We start from the raw sequence: 19,148 nt of genomic DNA on the forward strand, positions 1-19,148 counted from the left end.
TCCCTGCAATGCATTCACTACAACGTAAAGTTCTGCGCACCATTTGCCCCGATCAAAAAGGATTAATCGCGCGGATCACTAATATTTGCTACAAGCACGAACTTAATATTGTGCAGAACAACGAATTTGTCGATCACCGTACCGGGCGCTTTTTTATGCGCACTGAACTCGAAGGGATCTTCAACGACACGACCCTGCTTGCCGACCTCGACAGCGCCTTGCCGGAAGGATCGGTACGTGAATTAAATCCCGCCGGTCGCCGCCGCATTGTTATTCTGGTCACCAAGGAAGCACATTGCCTGGGCGATCTGCTGATGAAAGCCAATTATGGCGGTCTGGATGTGGAAATTGCTGCTGTTATCGGCAATCATGAAACGCTGCGCACCCTGGTAGAACGTTTTGAGATCCCGTTTGAGCTGGTGAGCCATGAAGGCCACACCCGTGAAGAACACGATCAACTGATGGCCGATGCGATTGAAGCGCACCAGCCTGATTATGTCGTTCTGGCTAAATATATGCGAGTCCTGACGCCTGAGTTTGTCTCTCGCTTCCCGAACAAGATTATCAATATTCACCACTCCTTCCTGCCAGCTTTTATTGGTGCTCGACCTTATCATCAGGCATACGAACGTGGCGTGAAGATCATCGGTGCCACCGCGCATTACGTAAATGATAATCTGGATGAAGGCCCCATTATCATGCAGGATGTGATTCATGTGGATCACACCTACACGGCCGAAGATATGATGCGTGCCGGGCGCGACGTTGAAAAAAATGTCTTAAGCCGCGCGCTTTATCAGGTGCTGGCTCAGCGGGTATTTGTCTACGGCAACCGGACGATTATTCTTTAATCGGTAATGAAATGAATTGATTAGCATTGCTGCGTTACGGATGAAAAGTACGCAAACGATTCATGTTAAGCAAAGGAATGCTTTACAGCGGCGCGTCATTTGATATGATGCGCCCCGCTTCCCAGATTGGAAGCAGGCCAGAGTAATATGCATTGCCCCGTGGTGGGGTTCCCGAGCGGCCAAAGGGAGCAGACTGTAAATCTGCCGTCATCGACTTCGAAGGTTCGAATCCTTCCCCCACCACCATTTTCAAATCACTGAGCATTACCCCTGGTGGGGTTCCCGAGCGGCCAAAGGGAGCAGACTGTAAATCTGCCGTCACAGACTTCGAAGGTTCGAATCCTTCCCCCACCATCATCTTCCAGAAAATACAAAACTTAATAATAATTCTTACCTTACCTGTTTGCCCCGACGGTTTACCCTACCAGTTTACGCAGCACATCCCCTCCCTGCTCAAGGCTGGCAAGCCCGCCACGCAACCAGACGCCTCTCCCGCTGTACTCCAGCCTCGCGGCATGGTCGAACTGGTCATAATCGACCGGATAGACCAGCGCCGGAATGTTGCGCGTCAGACAATGCCACAGAATTCCCGCGCCGCCGTGGTGGATCACCGCATCATAGCGGGATAACCAGCGGTCATAATCTACCCATGCTACCCGAGAAAAATTACCCTGCTGATGGCGCTGTACGCCCTGCCCGTCGCCGTCGGTAAAATGGAACTCCCACTCCGGCATCGTCTCCGCCAGCACGGCAATGGCACTGGCGACAGCATCTTTGTGCCAGTCCAGATGGGTGCCGAGCGTGACCAGCACATGTCTTTTGCCTTCTTTAAAGGCAGGCTCCTCATAGCCGAGCGGCGGCGTATAAAGCGCCGGGCCAATAAATCGCAGTGAATCAGGCCAACGTTGCGGGAATTCAAACTCGGGTTCACTGAGGGCGAGGATCCGCGTCGGCGAGTAGGCGCTTTCACTGCCGTCGGAACGGTAGAGACGCGTGATGCCTGTCTGGCGGATCACATCACGAAAAAGCCAGAAGACAGCGCGCTTAAAGATCCTGACTTTTTGGCGATGCACAGCGTGCCAGGCACGCTCTCTTGCGTTTTTAGCCGGCATTAAACCACCGCAGTAGGCGGGTGGACCGTCCGGGCTTTCCAGTACGCAGGGCGACGGCATACTGGTCCACCAGGGCAGCGCAAATTGATGGCAGACCTCTCCCACTATCGGTAGCGTAAAATCGGCTATAGCCAGTTCGGGAATACCGTGCTGACGCCACAGCTGCGCCAGTTCATCGGCAAAATTTTTCAGCAGCCCGACAACCGCACGGAACTGGCGGTACAACTTTATCGGACTGGATTTGATCGCATAATTCGGGTTTGCCACCGCCAGCAATGGCCCATCGTATTCACCGGGCAGGATCAGCGCCGCAAGTCCGGCCGCCTCGATCCGCTTCTGCGCCCCTGAGGTGTTGATTATTCGGACCTGATAATGCGCCGATAACGCTCTCCCCATGGCGAGAACCGGATGCAAATGCCCGGCAAATGGCGGAGCCAGCAGATCAATGCGGCTGATACCAGCGGGGATCAAATCGAGTAAGCGTTGCATTAAAGGGTCCTGATAAAACGTGTGCACCTGTCAGTCAGCTCAGGTTGAGAAAGATAATTCATATGCCCGCAGGCAATATATTCATCCACATCGCGAAACCATAACCGGGAAATCCAGTCCTGCCGTCCCTGAACCAGCAAGTGCCTGCACGCCGGGCGACGCCGGGCTACCGGCCCGAAGGCAAAAATACTCACCCGCGGCATCACTGAAGCAGGAAGCTGAAGATTATTAAACAATTCAAGCCCACAACTTCCGCACAGCAGCAGCGTATGATCGGCAGATGCCAGCAGCGCCAGCGCCCCCGCCTGATAAGCGCCGACGAACGCCGGACGGCGCGAGCCAAGATAATCTCGCGCGTTGTTGATACTCGCTCGCAGCAACGGCGTGGCTTGCCAGGCTTCGCCTTGCGCTATCCACGGGAAATTTACCGCTATGCCTTCAGTATTCTTTCCCAGCCCGGCCATAAAAGCGTGCTGTTCCGGGCTTAACGAGGTGTTTCCCGGCTGGCTTCTGCCGGTAAGAAATGCAATTTGTAAGCTCATCGTGAAATAAAACGATCGTTGCTGAAAATACGGTAGCGCCGTGAGCGCCAGTAAATGGTGTGGTTAACAAGCGCATGGAGCAAATGCAGCGGCTGGAGCAACTCGGATAACAGCGAGAGCAGCGGATGCGATGAGATATGCGTTGAAACCTCGCGTTGTACCCGGCGTAGCACAAGGTGGCGAATAACCAGAACACCCGTCATGATAGCCGCGTCAACCGCATCGCCACTCAGGGCCAGAATTAACATCGACCAGAGTAACAGCGGATGAAGGCCCTGAAGCAGGAAAATAGCCAGATTGACCGGCACCGATTTCTCCCGCATCAGCAGCGTGGCAAACAGAAACCAGCGATGCATCTGGCGGCTATAGCGCCTGAAATCCGGCACGCTGGTTTGTACCTGAACGGACGCCGTGGACTGAACGATATTGACCTTTTCACGCGCCAGCAGGCTTGCCAGCGCCAGATCGTCCGTCAAATGATGCATGATCGATGTAAACCCTCCAACCCTTTCCAGCACGGCGCGATGCAAAACATAACACATGCCGTTCAGGGTTAACGGACGAGTAAAAGGCAATAAGGGAAGATAGGTCAGCGCCGCGTTATCGTTAACGAACTGCGCCAGCAGGCGTGACGGCAGTGTTTGCGCGGCACAATAATACGGTAGCGCGGTCACCAGCGACGCGGCATCCAGCTCACTTAACATTCTGTGCAACGAGGCCGCACTCAGCGTCGCGTCATCGTCCAGCACCATCACCCAGTCAGTTTTTACCTGCGCCCTCGCCTGCTCAAGTTTGAATAGCTTGGGGTTCTGCCCTTGCGGCGCAGGCGGGTAACGAAGCAGCGTGATAGCGCAGTGCGGATTACGCTGCTGCAAATCCTGCGTGACGCGCCATCCTTGATCGTCATCGTCATCCACCAGCCACAGAAAATGCGCATCAGGTAAATGGTGCAGATTTGATTGCAGAACCGACGCCAGCGCCGGATCGCCACCGAGGATCGGTTGCATCACGGTGACGTCACCGCTGCTTAGTGCACACTCGCGCCGGGGAAGGCGCAACATCTTAAGTGCAAATCCTGACTTAAACAGGAGTATGACCAGCCACAGTAACGCTATCGCTATCATTGCCATTGCGCCTTATAGTCCTGTAAAAAACGGGTCAGACTGACGGGGAACGGGACTTGCGGCGCACCGAAATCCTCCAGCATCAGACTGACGTCCAGGGTTGCGGAGTAGCCAAAAACGCCCACGCCAAAACGGGTGATCGGCGGCTCGCCGCCGAGCGGCAGACTGCGCCAGAGCCACTCCAGCCCACCGGCAATACGCAGCGCTTTCGCCACTGAAAGCGTGCGCGTCGGCACGGGTAAATCAAGCTGGTTTAACACCGTTTGCAGCAATGCCTCCGTAGCCAGCGGATGCGCGGCAGAAATGTTATAGCAGGGTTTCAGGCGCGCAGACATGGCCGCCAGCATCAGGTAATCACACAGCGTAGTCACGTGCATTATCTCAGCCTGCGCCGGATGTTCGCTGCGCAGATTGACCAGCCTTTTTTTCCGCGCGGCCTCCAGCAGCGGCGGCAGCAATAATGCGTCACCAGCACCAAATACCGCACAGGGGCGAAAAATTGTCTTCTCTCCGGCGTAATCGTTGACCAGCTGCTCGGCCAGATATTTGCTACGCCCGTACTCGCTGGTAAAAGCGTGCCCGAGGGCCGCGTGTTCAGGCAGATGATATTGATGGGCGAACCGATAATATACCGCCGCCGTAGAGATAAAAATCAGCCGGGGTAGCTGACGGGCATGACAAAATGCAATCACCTGGCGCGTGGTCTCAACGTTATCGCGATAATATTGCGCCGCGCTGCCCCAGGGTGAGGCTCTTCCCGCCGCGTGGATCACCACATCCGGTTCAACATCAAGCGTCTGCAACTGGTCGAGCGGAAGGGCCTGATAGCTCACCCCGGGTGGAAGATCCTGCAACGTCCGGCGGCCTGTGCCATACAACGATACCCGTGGATCGGCGGCAAAACGGCGCAGAAAAGCACTGCCAATAAAGCCGGACGCGCCGGTTACCAACACCTTCATGGCCCGCTATCCGCACGTTGAGGAGATTCGCCCATCCGTTGCAGAAAGCGTTGCTGTAGCGACAGCAAATCCCGCAACGTCAGTCGCCGGTAATCCAGTCCCTGCTGACCGGCAATGCTGGCAATAATGCCGCTGAGCGCCGGATAGTGGCGATGATGCCAGTGGGGAAAGAGATGATGGGTTAAATGAAGATTAATCCCGCCAAGCCAGTACCCTATCCACGCGGGCGTGGGGAGCCAGTCAAAGGTCGTGGCAAACGTATGCTCCAATCTGCCCTGCGGCATTCGTCCCTCGCCAGGCGGAAGATAATGGTGCCCTTTAGCCCAGTGAGTACCAATGATCAGCATGACGAAAATCAGTGACGCTACCATCTGGCTGACGGCCCAGGTTATCAGCACGGCAGCTACCCCAAATCGATCCGTCAGTAGCCAAAGAAGGAGTCCGGGCGCGATAATCATATGCACGATTTTGCTGACGAGAAAACGGCTCCAGCCAGCGATACCATGATGCGTCAGATGCGGCGTGACCGGAGTCAGCCCTGCTCTGTCGAGCCAGTCGACAACCCAGATATACCAGGGGAAGGTCATCCCGGCGATCAGCGGCCAGTAAAATCGCTGTAACCGCATGAAAGGCCGCCAGCGCTGCCACGGCGTCTGACGCAGCAGGCCGTTTTCAGCGATATCCGGATCGTAGTACTCGACATTAGTAAAACCGTGATGAAACCTGACGTGGCGCACGCGCCAGCAGTCTGCGTCCAGTCCCAGCGGGAGCGCTGCGAAGAAACTGAGCCAGGCGTTCGCCCGTTTCCCCCGCAGAAAAGCATTGTGCGAGGCGTCGTGTACCACGTTAACCGCCAGCAGCATGGCGCAGAGCATCACCGCCAGATATGCCAGAAAAAAGAAAACGGCACTCTGCTGGCGAAGCGCCACGACATAGCAAATAAAGCCCGCCACGACCAGCGCCAGCGCCTTGCCGATCGCCCATCGGTCGGCATAACGATGATCGCCACGCGACGTCAATAAGGCCTGGCTTTGTGAATGCAACGCTTTAACCAGCGCCGGATTATCGGCGGGAAAGGTCAGCCGCCCCCGGGGGTTAAACAGATTCACACTTGCCTCCCGCGGTACGGGTTCCCATTCCGCAGGCCAGGATCACGCTATGTGCAACCAGCAGAAGAGTGAGGATCGGCGCAAAAGGCACCACCCCGGCAAACAGTATCGCAAAAACGAGCAGCGACAATGTCACCGCGCACCAGGCTATTTTCCCCCAGCGCTGCCCGTCACTGACGCCACCCAATGCAACGGAACCGGCCGCCAGCAGGACAAACAGCAGCGCCTGCGCCAGCGAGACATGTTGAATATCGTAGCCATAACGCTGGATGTAACCCAGCACCAGCATAAACAGCAACAATGCCCCGGTGACGATGGGCAACGTGGCGCAGATGAAGTGACGCTCAGGCGTTCGTCCGGTTTGTGAAGTACCGATCAGTTGCTGAAATGGCAGATTACTCTCCCGCAGCGGATTGGCAGAAAGCTGACTGCCCTTCACGCCAAAAGCGGTCATCTGAGACGGCGGCATGGCGCAAAGCGTACCGAATAACCGGTCCCAGAGAATAAAGGTGCCGCCATAATTCGTATCCGCGTAGCGCCGCTCGTTAAGGTGATGGACACGATGATGCCACGGGGTTATGAAAATCTTTTCAAGCCAGCCGAGACGGGGAGTCAACGCATTATGATTAAAAAACTGGATGCTGTAGTGGATGACAGAAACCGCCAGGTAGACGCTCAACGGCACCCCGCACAGCGCCAGCAGCATAAAAAAAGGAATCGAGGTCAGAGAGGAGTACCAGGAGTTTCTTACGCCCAGCGACAGGTTATAATTCTCTCCGTGATGATGCACAACGTGTACCGCCCACAACCCTCGCCATTCATGATGCAGACGGTGAAGCCAGTAGAAGCAAAAATCCCACACCAGCAACGTGAACAGCCATACCCAAACCGTAGCGATGCCGTCAAAAAGATGCAGATTAGCGTACTGAAGTATCAGCGCATAACACAGCACTTCCAGACAGCGAAACAGCCACAGAATGATGTGCCCGGAATTAATATTAAAAATGATGTCGTGCCAGTCTATTTTCTGCCGCCCCGTCACCTGCAAAAAGCAGGCCTCGCCGAATACCAGCGCGATCATAAACAGGATCGGGATCAGTAACTCACTCATAGCGTATTTCCCTGTGTTGTTTTTTCCGTATTTCCAGATGCATTGCCAGCCAGCCGCTGCCCCATGCCAGCAGCGCGCCGCCCAGCAAATCAATAAATAAGTGTCTGCGCAGTTGCAGAATAGAAAACGCAATAGCCAGCGCCCACAGCACACTTGTGGCAGTGATAAAAAAGCGTCCTCGCGCGGCGATGGCGACGACGGCAAGGATGGTCAGCGCCGCGTGTAATGAGGGGAAGCAATTTTGGCTGGAGTCGATCTCAATCAGCCAGCCCAGCACGGCGGAGGAGGTACCGTCATGTGCCACCGGTGGATAGTGCATCGTCGTCGGCCATAACACATAAATGACTCCGGCCCCCAGCGCCGATAACTGCATGGCACAGGCAAGCCAGCGTAAACGAGATAACGGCACCAGCAGATAGCCTGCGGGCACAATCAAAAAAAACGATAAATAGAGCCAGATGGCGGATGATGAAAACGGAATTGCGCTGTCGACTGCCCACGCGGTGAGCGGGTGCCCCTCGCCCTGGAGGCGATCGCAAAACGAATAAATCAACCCAACGGTTCCCCAGCCAAACAGCATCTGTTTTAGTCGCTGTACGATAGCCATTACGCCTCCCTCCACTGGCGGATGATGCGCCGCCGCTTTGCGCCGAACTGCACCTCCGGGCGCTGTGAAACCAGCTGCCATTTCAGGCGTTGCACATCTATGCCCTGGCGGGCAAAAAACGTATTTAACGCCAGCTGGCAGGCTTCCAGCACGGCGGGTTCGCAGTCCGCCGTCAAACACAGCGTACCCGCCGCCGTCTGTACCAGCCGGTAGTCTGCGCCAGGCGGTAGCGTTATCGCCAGCACCCGGCTACAGGGATCGGCAAAGACCCCTTTCCCCTGCCCGCTGGCGTCAGGTAACTGCAAACTATCGTCCTGGCGACCTTCAATACGGGCAATCGTCCGCGTCACGCTACCGCAGGGACACGGCTCCTTGCCTGCCACCAGTACGTCATCAAGCCGGTAGCGAACCACAGGCTGCGTGCGGCGGGTAAAGTCGGTAATAATGGGAATGAAGCGGTGTTCATCCAGCCACTCAGGCTCGACGTGAATAAATTCCTCGTTCAGATGCAGCGTGCCGCAGACACAGGTCGATGCCAGAAACCCTTCCGTCGCCTGATAAATCTCGCCCACCTCGCCAAATGCCTGGCGCAGCAACACGCGATCGTGATCTTCCAGCACTTCCGCTACCGAAATCACTTTTTTAACTGTAAGCATCAGGGTACCGGCAAGAACCTCCAGCGCCAGCGCGCGCAGCACCTGAGCGGGGGCGACGATAATGGTGGGGGATTGTGCCTCAAGCCGCGCCAGCTGCGGCGCAAACGGAGCGAGCAGATCGTAAAATGCCAGACTGAGCCAGCGGTTATTGACGCTGCGATACAGATTGTTATCCGCACGCAGAAAGAGCGCCACGCGCTCGCCCGCCAGTAAACCATCGGGCAGCACTTTTGCCAGAATCGCCCCCGCCCACAGCGTTTGTTCTTGCGGACTCACCACAAACAACCCGCGCCGTCCGGAGGTGCCGGACGACAAACCGACGCTGAAACGTCCGACTTTAGGCGAAAAATCACGGCTTTGTTCGCTGCGCAGTGCACATGCCATCAGCTCGTCGCGCTGTAGTCCGGCGGTGTTCATGTCATCGAAATGCGCCATCATTAACGCTTTATCCATCGTTGGCCACTCCTGAAACGGCAGCGCAAGATAGCGGCGGAACCACGGGCTTTTCGTCAGCACGCTGCGGCGAAACGTGCGCATTTTTTTGTTCTGCCACGCTTCAAGCCTCGCGCGATCGGTAAAACGCAGTTTACGGGTGCGGAAATAGTGCCAGAGCAGATGAAATGGGATCACAAATCGCCCTCGTGGCAGAGGCGAATATCCACCGAGCCCTGTTGCCAGAGCTGGTTAAGCCGCTCAAGCGTCTGGTAATAGGCCGTCGCATCCGCCATCACCAGATTTGCCAGCCGTGAGGGGCCACGCAACTCGCGGTAGTTTGCTGGCGACCAGGCGGCATCGGCTGCCAGCAGCGTCCAGCCATCGTCGGTCAGTATGAACGCACCAATGTGCCCGGCGGCGTGGCCAGGAAGCGGAACCAGAATAATTTGCCCCTCGCTCCCCGGCAGTACGTAGCCGTGCGTAAACGGCGCCAGCGCGGCGGGAAGTTGCCGCGCGTCAAAACCTTCGATAAAGGTTAATGACGTCTCAAAATCCGCCGGGAACAACCCCGGAACGAATGCCTGGCGCAGGGCCGCGAATCCACGCAGCGTTCTGACCTGCTCCCAGCCTTCGCCCGAGCAAATACACTTCACGCCGGGAAAATCACGCAGCCCGGCGACATGGTCAGCGTGAAAGTGCGACAGAATGATGCCCTGAATATCGCCGCCGACCAGCCCCTGCGCAAGCAGTTGCCGGGCCAGCGACTCTTCAGGATCGAAATACACCGGCGTAACCTGGCGGTAAATTCTGAAGACGCCTGAGCGGGTATACTGTTCAAACCAGGAGGCGTAGCCGGTATCCCACAGCCAGCGCCTGTCGCCCACCTCCAGCAGCCAGGCCCGCGACGGAAACCGACAGACGCGCAGCCCGGCCCCCTTCAGCGCCATGCAGCCAATATGAGTACAGTATCCCACTTCAAAGGCGGTGATTGTGGCCATGTTCCCTCATCCATTTTCCGGTCAACGCGATGCCATCTTCCATTGAATACCGGGGCCGGTAGCCCAGTTCCTCAATCGCCTTGTGCGCACTCAGCGTCATATCAAAACACACGGTCCCGGCGCTATAACGGGTCACCGGCGGCTCTTTGTTAAGGCAGTGGCCGAATATTTCCATGCCGCGCGCCGCGAGCGACAGCACGGGCCACGGCACATTACGGATCTGATAGTGCAGTCCCAGCTGCTCGCGCAGCAGCGCGTCGAGCATCGTCCTCAGACGCTGCGGCTGGTGGTTAGTGACGTTATACACGCTTCCGGAACGCAGGGTTCGACGAGTTGCCAGTTCCATCGCGTATACCACGTTCTGCACAAAAGTCAGATCCAGCAGCGCTTCGCCGCCGCGCGGCAACCGCAGCACACCGTTATCCCGGCGCAGCTGTTGCAGCAGGCGCGGGACAATCACGTTGTCGTGCGGACCAAATAAACCGCGCGGGCGCAGTATGACCCAGGTTGTTGATGCAAAACGCGCCACCGCATCAGTGATGACCTGCTCGGCAGCCTGTTTACTGTGGGCGTAATGGCTACTGAAACGCCGGGCGCGGTAATTTTCCGTCAAATCATAGTGATGCTGAAAATCAAAATATACAGCCGGGGTAGAAATATGAATGAAGCGCGGAACCTGAACCGTGCCTGCCGCCTGCGCCAGGCGCTGCGTGACCTGCACGTTGGTGAGCCAGAAATCAGCCCGACGGCCCCAGGGCGAAGATTTGGCCGCGCAGTGCCATACCGCATCGCAGCCTTCCACCAGCCGAATGCACTCCTCTACGCTCGCGGTGGTCAGATCGCGCGGCACAAAGGTGGCGCCCATCCGCTGAAGCTGTTCGCCCTGCGCCGGGTTACGCCCGATAGCCACTACGTCATGCCCGGTCACAAGCAGATGCTCTGCCGCATTGCGTCCCAGTCCGCTGGTGGCGCCCGTCAGCAGGATCTTCACGGCAGAAATACCATGCCTGCCAGCGTCAGTCCCGCCGCCGTACCAATCAGCATCGCCGGCTGGCCGCCAATCAACCGTCCACTTACCACCGCTTCATGTAGCGCGAAAGGAATGGACGCCGCCACCTGATTGCCATGATGCCGGTAAATATCAATCAATACCGATTCCGGCACGCGCAGTCGCCTGCGCATATGTTCGAGAGACAGGTGGCTGGCCTGATGCGGCACCACCGTGGCAAGATCCGCCAGCGTCACGCCGCTTTTTGCCAGCAGTCGGGCAAAGTAGTCGTCAATTAATGAAGAGGCGTAGCGAAACAGCGCTTTTCCCTGCATATGAAACAAAAAATCACTCTCGCTCATTCCTGCTCTGGGATTACGCCGCGTGCCGCCAGCGCGAATTTCGCACAGCTCGCTGCCGTCCGGGTACATCTCGATCAGACTCGCCATAATGCCGCTGGAGCCGTCGCCGCGTTCGACAATCGCACATGCGGCACCGTCGCCAAAAATCAGCGAGGATTCTTCATGCGCCCAGTCGATACCGCGGGAGGCAATGTCCGCAGATACAATTGCAATGCGCCGGTATGCGCCGGTATTCAGCAATCCGCCAGCGACTTCCAGCGCGGAAATAAAACTGACGCAGCTGCTGTTAATATCAAAGCCCGCTATGCCTGCAGGCATTCTGGCGGCTTTCAGAATATGGATGGCGCTACAGGGCAGCGCCTGAACGGCAATCGCCGAGGCGCAAATCAGTAAATCAATCGATGAGGGAGACAACGCTCCTGCGTTGAGGGCGTTATGCAGCGCCTGCGCCGCCAGCTCAGCCTGACTGGCGTCGTTAGTAACGTGGTAGCGCCAGGCAATACCCGAGCGTTTTTCCACATAGCCCGCTGGCTTGCCGAGCCGGATATCCAGCATTGATGAGGTAATACGCTCCGTTGGTAGCGCGGTGCCCGTTGAGACGATTTTTAGCGCGACGGTAACGCCAGGGCGGGTCGAATACTCCATTATACGTTCACTTCCTGATTCCACGATGCGCATCATGATATAAATAAAACGCAAAAAAAACCCAGGAATATTTGTTCCTGGGTTTTGCGACGCTATGCCGTTAATCAGCGGCGGGCGCGGACTATCTGGTATTTACGCGTCAGATACTCCACCGGCGCACTCCAGATATGGACCAGTCGGGAGAACGGAAACAGCAGGAACAATGTCATCCCCAGCACCAGGTGAACGCGGAAAATAAACGCCACGCCCTCGAGGTGGGAAGACGCGCCACCGTGGAATGTCACCACCGATTGCGCCCAGCCCACCAGCTTCATCATCTCGCTACCGTCCATATGTTGAGCGGAGAACGGAATGGTCAGCAGACCGAGGGCGCACTGCACCATCAGCAGGGTGAGGATCAGAATATCCGCCCCGGTGGTGGTCGCCCGGACACGCGGGCTGAACAGGCGGCGCTTCAGCAGCAGCAGGCCGCCAACCAGAGTCATTACGCCGCAGGCACCGCCGGCAATCATCGCCATTTTCTGCTTCACGTCGAGGGGTAAGAAGCCTTCATACATCCAGTGCGGGGTGAGCATGCCCAGCAGGTGCCCGGCAAAAATCCCGAGGATGCCAAAGTGGAACAGGTTTGACGCCATGTTCATGCCTTTACGATCCAGCATCTGACTGGAGCCGGCGCGCCAGCTGTACTGACCGTAGTCATAGCGCAGCCAGCTACCCACCAAAAATACCGTACCCGCAATGTAGGGGTAGATATCGAAGAAAAACGTGGTCAGAAATTGCATTATTGCTGTCCTCCAGTGGAGAGATTCAGATATTGCGGAGCAACGGCACCGGCAAAACGACGCTGGTGGTCGGAGATTTCCGACTCACCGCAGCCCTGGTCGGCAAAGAACTTCACCTGTTCCTCTTCCCAGACGGCGTCCAGCGCCTGCGGCGTATCGTCGCGGGCTTCATCGGCGATCTTCTCGGCCACTTTTGCGTTATCAATCGCGGTATTCGCCAGCTTCAGCAGCAAATCGAACAATACGGCGTAGCGGCTTTCCCGCTGCCCGAGGCGCGCGCTTAACAACGCCAGGATCGGCGCAATATCCTGCAAGCCCCCCAGTGCCTCGCTCACCGGCAGCTGTGCCAGATATTCGAGATACAGCGGCAGGTGATCCGGCAGTTCACGACTGTCGAGATGCAGGCCGTGACGCTCGTACTGCGCCAGCAAATCGACCATCGCCTGACCACGGTCGCGGGATTCACCATGAACGTGCTCAAACAGCAGCAGCGAGGTGGCGCGACCGCGATCGAACAACTCGCTGTAGGCGGATTGCACATCGAGCAGATCCTGCCCGGTTAAGTCGCGCAGGAAAATGCCCAGTGTGTGCGCGTCTTCTTTGCTGAGATTTTCCGACGCGGCCAGCGCATCAAACAACTCCTGCTGATGCTGCCACAGGGCAGCATCCGGGTATTCGAGCAGGCGCGAAACAATGACGAGTTCAATCATTGGTGCGGCTCCGTTCTGGTGGTCACATCAATGGCATCGATGCGACGGCTGTTAAACAGGTTAAATTTGCTGTCGGAACCGTGGCAGCCGTCACCGAAGGTGAAGCCGCAGCCGCTTTTCTCCGGGAAAGCGTCGCGCGCCAGTTCACGATGGCTGCTCGGGATCACAAAGCGATCTTCGTAGTTGGCAATCGCCAGGTAGCGGTACATCTCCTGCGCCTGGGCTTCGCTTAACCCCACCTCTTCCAGCGCACGGGTATCCAGCTTGCCGTCCACGGTTTCTGCGCGTTTATAGTGACGCATCGCCAGCATCCGTTTCAGCGCCAGCAGCACCGGTTTGGTGTCGCCTGCGGTCAGCATATTTGCCAGGTATTCGACCGGGATACGCAGGCTGTCCACGTCCGGCAGAATACCGTTGCTGCCCAGCTCGCCCGCGTCAGCGGCGGACTGAATCGGTGACAGAGGCGGCACGTACCAGACCATCGGCAGCGTGCGGTATTCCGGGTGCAGCGGCAGCGCCAGCTTCCAGTCCATCGCCATTTTGTACACCGGCGACTGCTGCGCGGCGTCAATCACGCTCTGCGGCACGCCGTCTTTCAGCGCCTGGGCAATCACCGCCGGATCGTTCGGATTGAGGAAGATGCTGAGCTGACGCTCGTAAAGATCTTTCTCATTCTCGGTGCCCGCCGCCTGCTCAATGGCGTCGGCGTCATACAGCAGCACGCCGAGATAACGAATACGGCCCACGCAGGTTTCGGAACAGACGGTCGGCTGACCGGCTTCGATGCGCGGATAGCAGAAAATGCACTTCTCGGATTTGCCGCTCTTCCAGTTAAAGTAGATTTTTTTGTACGGGCAGCCGGTGATACACATCCGCCAGCCGCGGCACTTGTCCTGGTCGATCAGCACGATGCCGTCTTCTTCACGCTTGTAGATGGCGCCGCTCGGGCAGGTCGCGACGCACGCCGGGTTAAGGCAGTGCTCGCACAGGCGCGGCAGGTACATCATGAAGGTGTTTTCGAACTGGCCGTACATCGCCTTCTGCATATTCTGGAAGTTCTGATCTTTGGCGCGCTTCTCAAACTCACCGCCGAGGATCTCTTCCCAGTTCGGGCCGGTGGTGATTTTGTTCATCCGCTGGCCGGTGATCAGCGAGCGCGGACGGGCGATCGGCTGATGCTTGCCTTCCGGCGCGTTGTGCAGGTGCTGATAGTCGTAGTCAAACGGCTCGTAGTAATCATCGATGCCCGGTAGATGCGGGTTAGCAAAGATTTTCCCCAGCAGCAGCGCGCGGTTGCCCATACGCGGTTGCAGTTTGCCGTTGATTTTACGGATCCAGCCGCCCTTCCACTTATCCTGATTTTCCCACTGGTTCGGGTAGCCGGTGCCGGGTTTACTTTCGACGTTGTTAAACCACGCGTACTCCATCCCTTCGCGGCTGGTCCAGACGTTCTTACAGGTCACGGAACAGGTGTGGCAGCCGATGCATTTATCAAGATTCAGCACCATGCCGACTTGTGAACGAATTTTCATTTTACGCCCTCCTGTACCTGGTCATTGCCTTCGCCATCCAGCCAGTTAATGTTTTTCATTTTGCGTACCACCACGAACTCATCGCGGTTAGAGCCAACGGTGCCGTAGTAGTTGAAGCCGTAAGCCAGCTGCGCGTAGCCGCCGATCATATGGGTCGGTTTCGGGCTGATACGGGTGACCGAGTTATGGATGCCGCCGCGCTGGCCGGTGATTTCCGACCCTGGCAGATTCACGATACGCTCCTGCGCGTGGTACATCATGGTCATGCCGGACGGTACACGCTGGCTCACTACCGCACGGGCGGTCAGTGCGCCGTTGCTGTTAAACACTTCGATCCAGTCGTTATCCTCAATCCCCAGCTCTTTGGCGTCGATTTCACTCATCCAGACAATCGGACCGCCGCGTGACAACGTCAGCATCAGCAGATTGTCGCTGTAAGTTGAGTGAATGCCCCATTTCTGGTGCGGCGTCAGGAAGTTCAGCGCTTTCTCCGGGTTACCGTTGGACTTCTCGCCCATCACCGCTTTTACCGAACGGGTATCAATGGGGGGACGGTACACCAGCAGGCTCTCGCCGAAGTCGCGCATCCACTGGTGATCCTGATACAGCTGTTGACGACCGGACAGGGTACGCCACGGGATCAGCTCGTGAACGTTGGTATACCCGGCGTTGTAAGACACGTGCTCGTCTTCAAGACCGGACCAGGTCGGGCTGGAAATAATCTTGCGCGGCTGGGCCTGAATGTCGCGGAAGCGGATTTTTTCCTCTTCTTTATTGGTCGCCAGATGCGTATGGTCGCGGCCGGTGAACTCGCTCAGCGCTGCCCAGGCTTTGACCGCCACCTTGCCGTTGGTTTCCGGGGCCAGGGTGAGGATCATCTCCGCCGCATCAATCGCCGTATTGAGCATCGGCTGGCCTTTGGCCGGGCCTTCCGCTTTGGTGTAGTTGAGCTTGCGCAGCAGATCCATTTCGCTCTGGGTGTTCCAGGCGATGCCTTTTCCGCCGTTACCGATTTTGTCCATCAGCGGACCGATGGAGGTAAAGCGTTCGTACGTCGCCGGATAATCACGCTCGACCGGAATAATGTGCGGCGCGGTTTTACCCGGGATCAGGTCACATTCGCCTTTTTTCCAGTCTTTCACGTCCAGCGGCTGCGCCAGTTCGGCGGCGGAATCGTGCTGATCACGAAGAAGATGTGGTCACGGCGCTGAAGCGCGGCGCGGACGGTTATCTGCTGAAAGACATGGAGCCGGAGGACCTGTTGAAAGCGCTTCAGCAGGCCGCTGCCGGAGAGATGGTACTTAGCGAGGCGTTAACCCCGGTGCTGGCCGCCAGCCTGCGGGCGAACCGGGCGACCTCCGACCGCGATGTTACCCAGTTAACCCCACGCGAGCGCGATATCCTGAAGCTCATCGCTCAGGGCCTGCCGAATAAAATGATCGCCCGCCGTCTGGATATTACTGAGAGTACCGTGAAGGTTCATGTCAAACACATGCTGAAGAAAATGAAGCTCAAATCCCGCGTCGAGGCTGCCGTCTGGGTGCATCAGGAGCGTATATTTTAATCGCGCTACGGCATGTTCTCATTTTTGAACGCCACCAGCGGTTCGGTCAGCGCCAGCACGATCTCATTGGATGAGACGCGCTGCCCGCGTTGATCTTCCACCGTTACCGCCAGTCTCCAGCGGTTTTCCGCACCCTCGGTATAATCCCACGCCGGCATAATAATGGTCCAGCCGTCGGCGGAGTTGCCGTTGGCCGGCGGCGTCAGGCTGAGCGGCTGCGTATCGCCCTGCCACTCCAGCGTTTTAATGCCAAAACTGCTGCGGATTTGTAACTTAAGCGCCACCGTCTCGCCAGGCTTCAGATCCCACGGCGGGGTCGCCAGGTATACCGACAGCGTTTTACGCTGGCGCGATTCCATCACCGGCAATGTGCTTCGCTGTACTGCGTCGTAACGGCTGCCGCGCAGCGAGCGGCTGGCCGCCACTTCGTTGGCCTCAAGCTGCTTTTTCAGCGGCACGCCAAAGCGATAGTTAAGCTTCAGCCCGACATCGTTCTGACTGGCTCCACCCTCACCCTGTTTGTGCTGTGCGCTGAGCGTCACCAGCGGTACCGGGGTATAATCCAGCCCCAGTTTCACCGCCATCGGGTTATGTTCGCCCGTACCGTTGCTGAACAAATCCACGCTTTCACCAAAATACTGCTCTAGGCTGAGGCTGGTATTCAAATGCTGATAAAACGGCAAACGGGCTGCGGCGGTCACGTCGTAACCGCGCGCCATCCGCTGCTGGAGGGTCATGGAGGTGTTGTGCCAGTTTTGCAGCGGTTCGTAATAATTCGCCGACAGCCGCAGGTTTTCGCCCCACGCTTCCGCGCCCAGCCCGGCCCTTGACAGGTTTTCGTCAAGCAGGTTGTCATAAAAGGTGTTGTAGCCGAGCAGCCAGTGTCCGGCGGTCCAGCGCTGACCGATGCCCGCGTTAGTCACCAGTCCCTCGTCCTGGCGGGTGACGCCAAACTGGGTCCAGCTCAACCGATGCTCAAGATCCTGCAACGGGAAAAACCAGCTACCGCGACTGCCGGAAAAGTCGCCCTCGTCATCAACGCGCAGCTCGACGCTGGCATTGGTGCCCGGTGCCAGCCAGCTCTGCAACTGCTGATTGACCTCGGAACTCAATGCGTCACGCGCCTGCCCGAGGGCAAACGTTCTGGCCTGCTCTCCGGCATCCAGCCCGTTATCGGTCATACTCGCTTCGCCAAACGCCTTCGCCATTTCAGCGAGGCTTTTTTCACCTTCATGGGTGGGCTGGGCGAGACCTAAATCCGGCAGGCCATCCTGATTATTGTCCAGCGGATTTTTCGCCTGCTCGACGAATGCGCCCTGGGCATGCGCCACACCGCCTGCCAGTAGCAAGAGTAATGACGCGGGGGATAAAAAGAGGAATTCTCTGGACATTAACCTCGTAGAGGTAAAAGCAGGCAATGACATACCCTTACCTTAGCCTTTTTCCTGCCGGTTTTCATCCCGGCACGAAATTTCAGGAAAATCCCTAACCCTGCCGCTGCGGTTTAACTACAGTTAAGGCGTAACCTACCGGAGAGCATCATCATGCTAACGACGCTGAAACCTTTATTGTGCGGCGCATTACTGATCTACGCGGGCGGCGCTGCGGCCGATTCGCTTTTTATGCTGCAATCTCCCGCCTTCGCCGACAACGGGATGATGGATAAAAAATTTGCCGGCAATGCCAAAGATAATCCTAACTGTACCGGTGAAAACAACTCTCCGCCGCTGGTGTGGAGCAATTTACCGCAGGAAACGAAAAGCCTGGCGCTGATTGTTCACGATCCTGAAGGCGCAAAGGGATTAGGAGTGACGCATCTGGTGGCGTATAACATTCCCGCCTCGGCGGCCGGGTTTACGGCTAACGCGCTGCGCGACGGCAAAGGCTTTACCGGGGGTAAAAATACGCCGGGCAACAATCGCTGGCACGGCCCCTGCCCGCCCCCCGGCAGCGGCGCGCATCATTATACATTTACCCTTATCGCCACATCCCTCGCCCCCGACCTTCCGGAGGGATTAACCCGCGAACAGCTTTTCGACAAGTTGAAAGGTAAAACGCTGGCCGCCGCCGGATTAATCGGGCGCTTCGGACAGTAGCGAGGATGTCATGCCTGCCTGTTTAGCGGTAGCATAGGGCATTCACCCCCTTCTCTGATAAGAGGAATAACGATGCAACGCCTTGTGATTATCGCTAACGGAGCGGCTTACGGCAGCGAGTCGCTGTTTAATAGTCTGCGGCTGGCCATTGCCCTGCGTGAGCAACAGTCAGATCTGGATCTACGCCTGTTCCTGATGTCCGATGCCGTAACCGCAGGCCTGCGCGGACAAAAACCCGCGGAAGGCTATAACATTCAGCAAATGCTGGAAATTCTCACTGCGCAGAACGTGCCGGTCAAACTGTGTAAAACCTGTACCGATGGCCGTGGAATAACGGCCCTGCCACTGATTGACGGCGTGGAAATCGGCACCCTTGTCGAGCTGGCAAACTGGACGCTGGAAGCCGACAAAGTATTAACCTTTTAATTCTGTAGCGCTGCTTCATATTTTTTTCTTATGACTTAACTCAGAGCATC

Annotated in this window: 18 protein-coding genes, 2 tRNA genes and 2 pseudogenes; 6 read left to right on the plus strand and 16 right to left on the minus strand. The window is 57.1% G+C overall.

The window, feature by feature from the left end; genetic code table 11:
• The first annotated feature begins 8 nt into the window (after positions 1-8).
• From purU to P0H77_RS12135, 3 genes are all read left to right on the plus strand, one after another.
• Positions 9-851, plus strand: a complete 843-nt coding sequence (purU, locus tag P0H77_RS12125) for a formyltetrahydrofolate deformylase (protein ID WP_276157165.1) — start codon at positions 9-11, stop codon at positions 849-851.
• Between the two features lie 161 nt (positions 852-1,012).
• A tRNA-Tyr gene (locus tag P0H77_RS12130) sits at positions 1,013-1,097 on the plus strand.
• 26 nt (positions 1,098-1,123) lie between these two features.
• Positions 1,124-1,205 (plus strand) — tRNA-Tyr (locus P0H77_RS12135).
• Between the two features lie 62 nt (positions 1,206-1,267).
• Here the strand turns inward: P0H77_RS12135 and P0H77_RS12140 are convergent.
• From P0H77_RS12140 to P0H77_RS12210, 15 genes and pseudogenes are all read right to left on the minus strand, one after another.
• Positions 1,268-2,452: a glycosyltransferase gene (locus P0H77_RS12140; RefSeq protein WP_276157166.1), complete on the minus strand. Its 1,185-nt coding sequence runs from the start codon at positions 2,450-2,452 to the stop codon at positions 1,268-1,270.
• Positions 2,452-2,994, minus strand: coding sequence for a hypothetical protein (locus tag P0H77_RS12145; RefSeq protein WP_276157167.1), 543 nt, complete (start codon positions 2,992-2,994; stop codon positions 2,452-2,454). The genes P0H77_RS12140 and P0H77_RS12145 overlap by 1 nt, the downstream gene beginning before the upstream one ends.
• Positions 2,991-4,118 carry a glycosyltransferase gene (locus P0H77_RS12150; RefSeq protein WP_276157168.1) on the minus strand — a complete coding sequence of 376 codons (1,128 nt, stop codon included), beginning with the start codon at positions 4,116-4,118 and terminating at the stop codon, positions 2,991-2,993. Before P0H77_RS12150 ends, P0H77_RS12145 begins: the two co-directional genes overlap by 4 nt.
• Positions 4,115-5,077 (minus strand): NAD(P)-dependent oxidoreductase, encoded by a 963-nt coding sequence (locus P0H77_RS12155; protein WP_276157169.1) that lies wholly within the window; start codon positions 5,075-5,077, stop codon positions 4,115-4,117. Before P0H77_RS12155 ends, P0H77_RS12150 begins: the two co-directional genes overlap by 4 nt.
• A complete protein-coding gene (locus P0H77_RS12160) occupies positions 5,074-6,186 on the minus strand; it encodes an acyl-CoA desaturase (RefSeq protein WP_276157170.1) in 1,113 nt (370 codons plus the stop codon). The genes P0H77_RS12155 and P0H77_RS12160 overlap by 4 nt, the downstream gene beginning before the upstream one ends.
• A complete protein-coding gene (locus P0H77_RS12165) occupies positions 6,173-7,297 on the minus strand; it encodes a sterol desaturase family protein (protein WP_276157171.1) in 1,125 nt (374 codons plus the stop codon). Before P0H77_RS12165 ends, P0H77_RS12160 begins: the two co-directional genes overlap by 14 nt.
• The gene (locus tag P0H77_RS12170; protein ID WP_276157172.1) at positions 7,290-7,904 is read right to left on the minus strand and encodes a phosphatase PAP2 family protein; all 615 of its coding nucleotides are present in this window, start codon (positions 7,902-7,904) and stop codon (positions 7,290-7,292) included. Before P0H77_RS12170 ends, P0H77_RS12165 begins: the two co-directional genes overlap by 8 nt.
• On the minus strand, positions 7,904-9,190 hold the full coding sequence (locus P0H77_RS12175) for a F390 synthetase-related protein (RefSeq protein WP_276157173.1): 1,287 nt from the start codon (positions 9,188-9,190) through the stop codon (positions 7,904-7,906). Before P0H77_RS12175 ends, P0H77_RS12170 begins: the two co-directional genes overlap by 1 nt.
• Positions 9,187-9,993, minus strand: a complete 807-nt coding sequence (locus tag P0H77_RS12180; RefSeq protein WP_276157174.1) for an MBL fold metallo-hydrolase — start codon at positions 9,991-9,993, stop codon at positions 9,187-9,189. Before P0H77_RS12180 ends, P0H77_RS12175 begins: the two co-directional genes overlap by 4 nt.
• On the minus strand, positions 9,971-10,984 hold the full coding sequence (locus tag P0H77_RS12185) for an NAD(P)-dependent oxidoreductase (protein WP_276157175.1): 1,014 nt from the start codon (positions 10,982-10,984) through the stop codon (positions 9,971-9,973). The genes P0H77_RS12180 and P0H77_RS12185 overlap by 23 nt, the downstream gene beginning before the upstream one ends.
• Positions 10,981-11,988: a 3-oxoacyl-[acyl-carrier-protein] synthase III C-terminal domain-containing protein gene (locus P0H77_RS12190; RefSeq protein ID WP_276157176.1), complete on the minus strand. Its 1,008-nt coding sequence runs from the start codon at positions 11,986-11,988 to the stop codon at positions 10,981-10,983. Before P0H77_RS12190 ends, P0H77_RS12185 begins: the two co-directional genes overlap by 4 nt.
• A gap of 104 nt (positions 11,989-12,092) precedes the next feature.
• Positions 12,093-12,770 (minus strand): respiratory nitrate reductase subunit gamma, encoded by a 678-nt coding sequence (gene narI / locus P0H77_RS12195; RefSeq protein ID WP_276157177.1) that lies wholly within the window; start codon positions 12,768-12,770, stop codon positions 12,093-12,095.
• Positions 12,770-13,480: a nitrate reductase molybdenum cofactor assembly chaperone gene (narJ, locus tag P0H77_RS12200; protein WP_276157178.1), complete on the minus strand. Its 711-nt coding sequence runs from the start codon at positions 13,478-13,480 to the stop codon at positions 12,770-12,772. The genes narI and narJ overlap by 1 nt, the downstream gene beginning before the upstream one ends.
• Complete coding sequence (gene narH / locus P0H77_RS12205; RefSeq protein WP_276157179.1) at positions 13,477-15,012, minus strand: nitrate reductase subunit beta; 1,536 nt, start codon at positions 15,010-15,012, stop codon at positions 13,477-13,479. Before narH ends, narJ begins: the two co-directional genes overlap by 4 nt.
• Positions 15,009-16,193: pseudogene (locus tag P0H77_RS12210) on the minus strand (molybdopterin dinucleotide binding domain-containing protein); the annotation flags it as partial. The pseudogene P0H77_RS12210 and the gene narH, both read right to left, overlap by 4 nt.
• Between P0H77_RS12210 and P0H77_RS12215 the strand changes: the two are divergent.
• A pseudogene (locus P0H77_RS12215) lies at positions 16,190-16,576 on the plus strand (LuxR C-terminal-related transcriptional regulator); the annotation flags it as partial. The pseudogenes P0H77_RS12210 and P0H77_RS12215 overlap by 4 nt on opposite strands.
• Before the next feature lie 5 nt (positions 16,577-16,581).
• On the opposite strand, the gene P0H77_RS12220 reads toward P0H77_RS12215, so the two are convergent.
• Positions 16,582-17,967: a YchO/YchP family invasin gene (locus tag P0H77_RS12220; RefSeq protein WP_276157180.1), complete on the minus strand. Its 1,386-nt coding sequence runs from the start codon at positions 17,965-17,967 to the stop codon at positions 16,582-16,584.
• Positions 17,968-18,120: 153 nt separating this feature from the next.
• Here P0H77_RS12220 and P0H77_RS12225 point away from each other — a divergent pair, with 153 nt between their 5' ends.
• Together P0H77_RS12225 and P0H77_RS12230 are read left to right on the plus strand one after the other, a co-directional pair.
• Positions 18,121-18,672, plus strand: a complete 552-nt coding sequence (locus P0H77_RS12225) for a YbhB/YbcL family Raf kinase inhibitor-like protein (protein WP_276157181.1) — start codon at positions 18,121-18,123, stop codon at positions 18,670-18,672.
• Between the two features lie 72 nt (positions 18,673-18,744).
• Entirely contained in the window at positions 18,745-19,098 is a 354-nt protein-coding gene (locus P0H77_RS12230; RefSeq protein WP_276157182.1) for a DsrE/DsrF/TusD sulfur relay family protein, read from the plus strand.
• The last annotated feature ends 50 nt before the right edge of the window (positions 19,099-19,148 follow it).

Origin of the sequence: Superficieibacter sp. HKU1 (assembly GCF_029319185.1) — a bacterium.
Lineage (GTDB): Bacteria > Pseudomonadota > Gammaproteobacteria > Enterobacterales > Enterobacteriaceae > Superficieibacter.

Bases quoted from the DNA above. Each gene is read 5' to 3' on its own strand.
- purU (WP_276157165.1), top strand. From the start codon at position 9: ATGCATTCACTACAACGTAAAGTTCTGCGCACCATTTGCCCCGATCAA.
- P0H77_RS12140 (WP_276157166.1), bottom strand. From the start codon at position 2,452: ATGCAACGCTTACTCGATTTGATCCCCGCTGGTATCAGCCGCATTGAT.
- P0H77_RS12145 (WP_276157167.1), bottom strand. From the start codon at position 2,994: ATGAGCTTACAAATTGCATTTCTTACCGGCAGAAGCCAGCCGGGAAAC.
- P0H77_RS12150 (WP_276157168.1), bottom strand. From the start codon at position 4,118: ATGATAGCGATAGCGTTACTGTGGCTGGTCATACTCCTGTTTAAGTCA.
- P0H77_RS12155 (WP_276157169.1), bottom strand. From the start codon at position 5,077: ATGAAGGTGTTGGTAACCGGCGCGTCCGGCTTTATTGGCAGTGCTTTT.
- P0H77_RS12165 (WP_276157171.1), bottom strand. From the start codon at position 7,297: ATGAGTGAGTTACTGATCCCGATCCTGTTTATGATCGCGCTGGTATTC.
- P0H77_RS12170 (WP_276157172.1), bottom strand. From the start codon at position 7,904: ATGGCTATCGTACAGCGACTAAAACAGATGCTGTTTGGCTGGGGAACC.
- P0H77_RS12180 (WP_276157174.1), bottom strand. From the start codon at position 9,993: ATGGCCACAATCACCGCCTTTGAAGTGGGATACTGTACTCATATTGGC.
- P0H77_RS12190 (WP_276157176.1), bottom strand. From the start codon at position 11,988: ATGGAGTATTCGACCCGCCCTGGCGTTACCGTCGCGCTAAAAATCGTC.
- narI (WP_276157177.1), bottom strand. From the start codon at position 12,770: ATGCAATTTCTGACCACGTTTTTCTTCGATATCTACCCCTACATTGCG.
- narJ (WP_276157178.1), bottom strand. From the start codon at position 13,480: ATGATTGAACTCGTCATTGTTTCGCGCCTGCTCGAATACCCGGATGCT.
- narH (WP_276157179.1), bottom strand. From the start codon at position 15,012: ATGAAAATTCGTTCACAAGTCGGCATGGTGCTGAATCTTGATAAATGC.
- P0H77_RS12220 (WP_276157180.1), bottom strand. From the start codon at position 17,967: ATGTCCAGAGAATTCCTCTTTTTATCCCCCGCGTCATTACTCTTGCTA.
- P0H77_RS12225 (WP_276157181.1), top strand. From the start codon at position 18,121: ATGCTAACGACGCTGAAACCTTTATTGTGCGGCGCATTACTGATCTAC.
- P0H77_RS12230 (WP_276157182.1), top strand. From the start codon at position 18,745: ATGCAACGCCTTGTGATTATCGCTAACGGAGCGGCTTACGGCAGCGAG.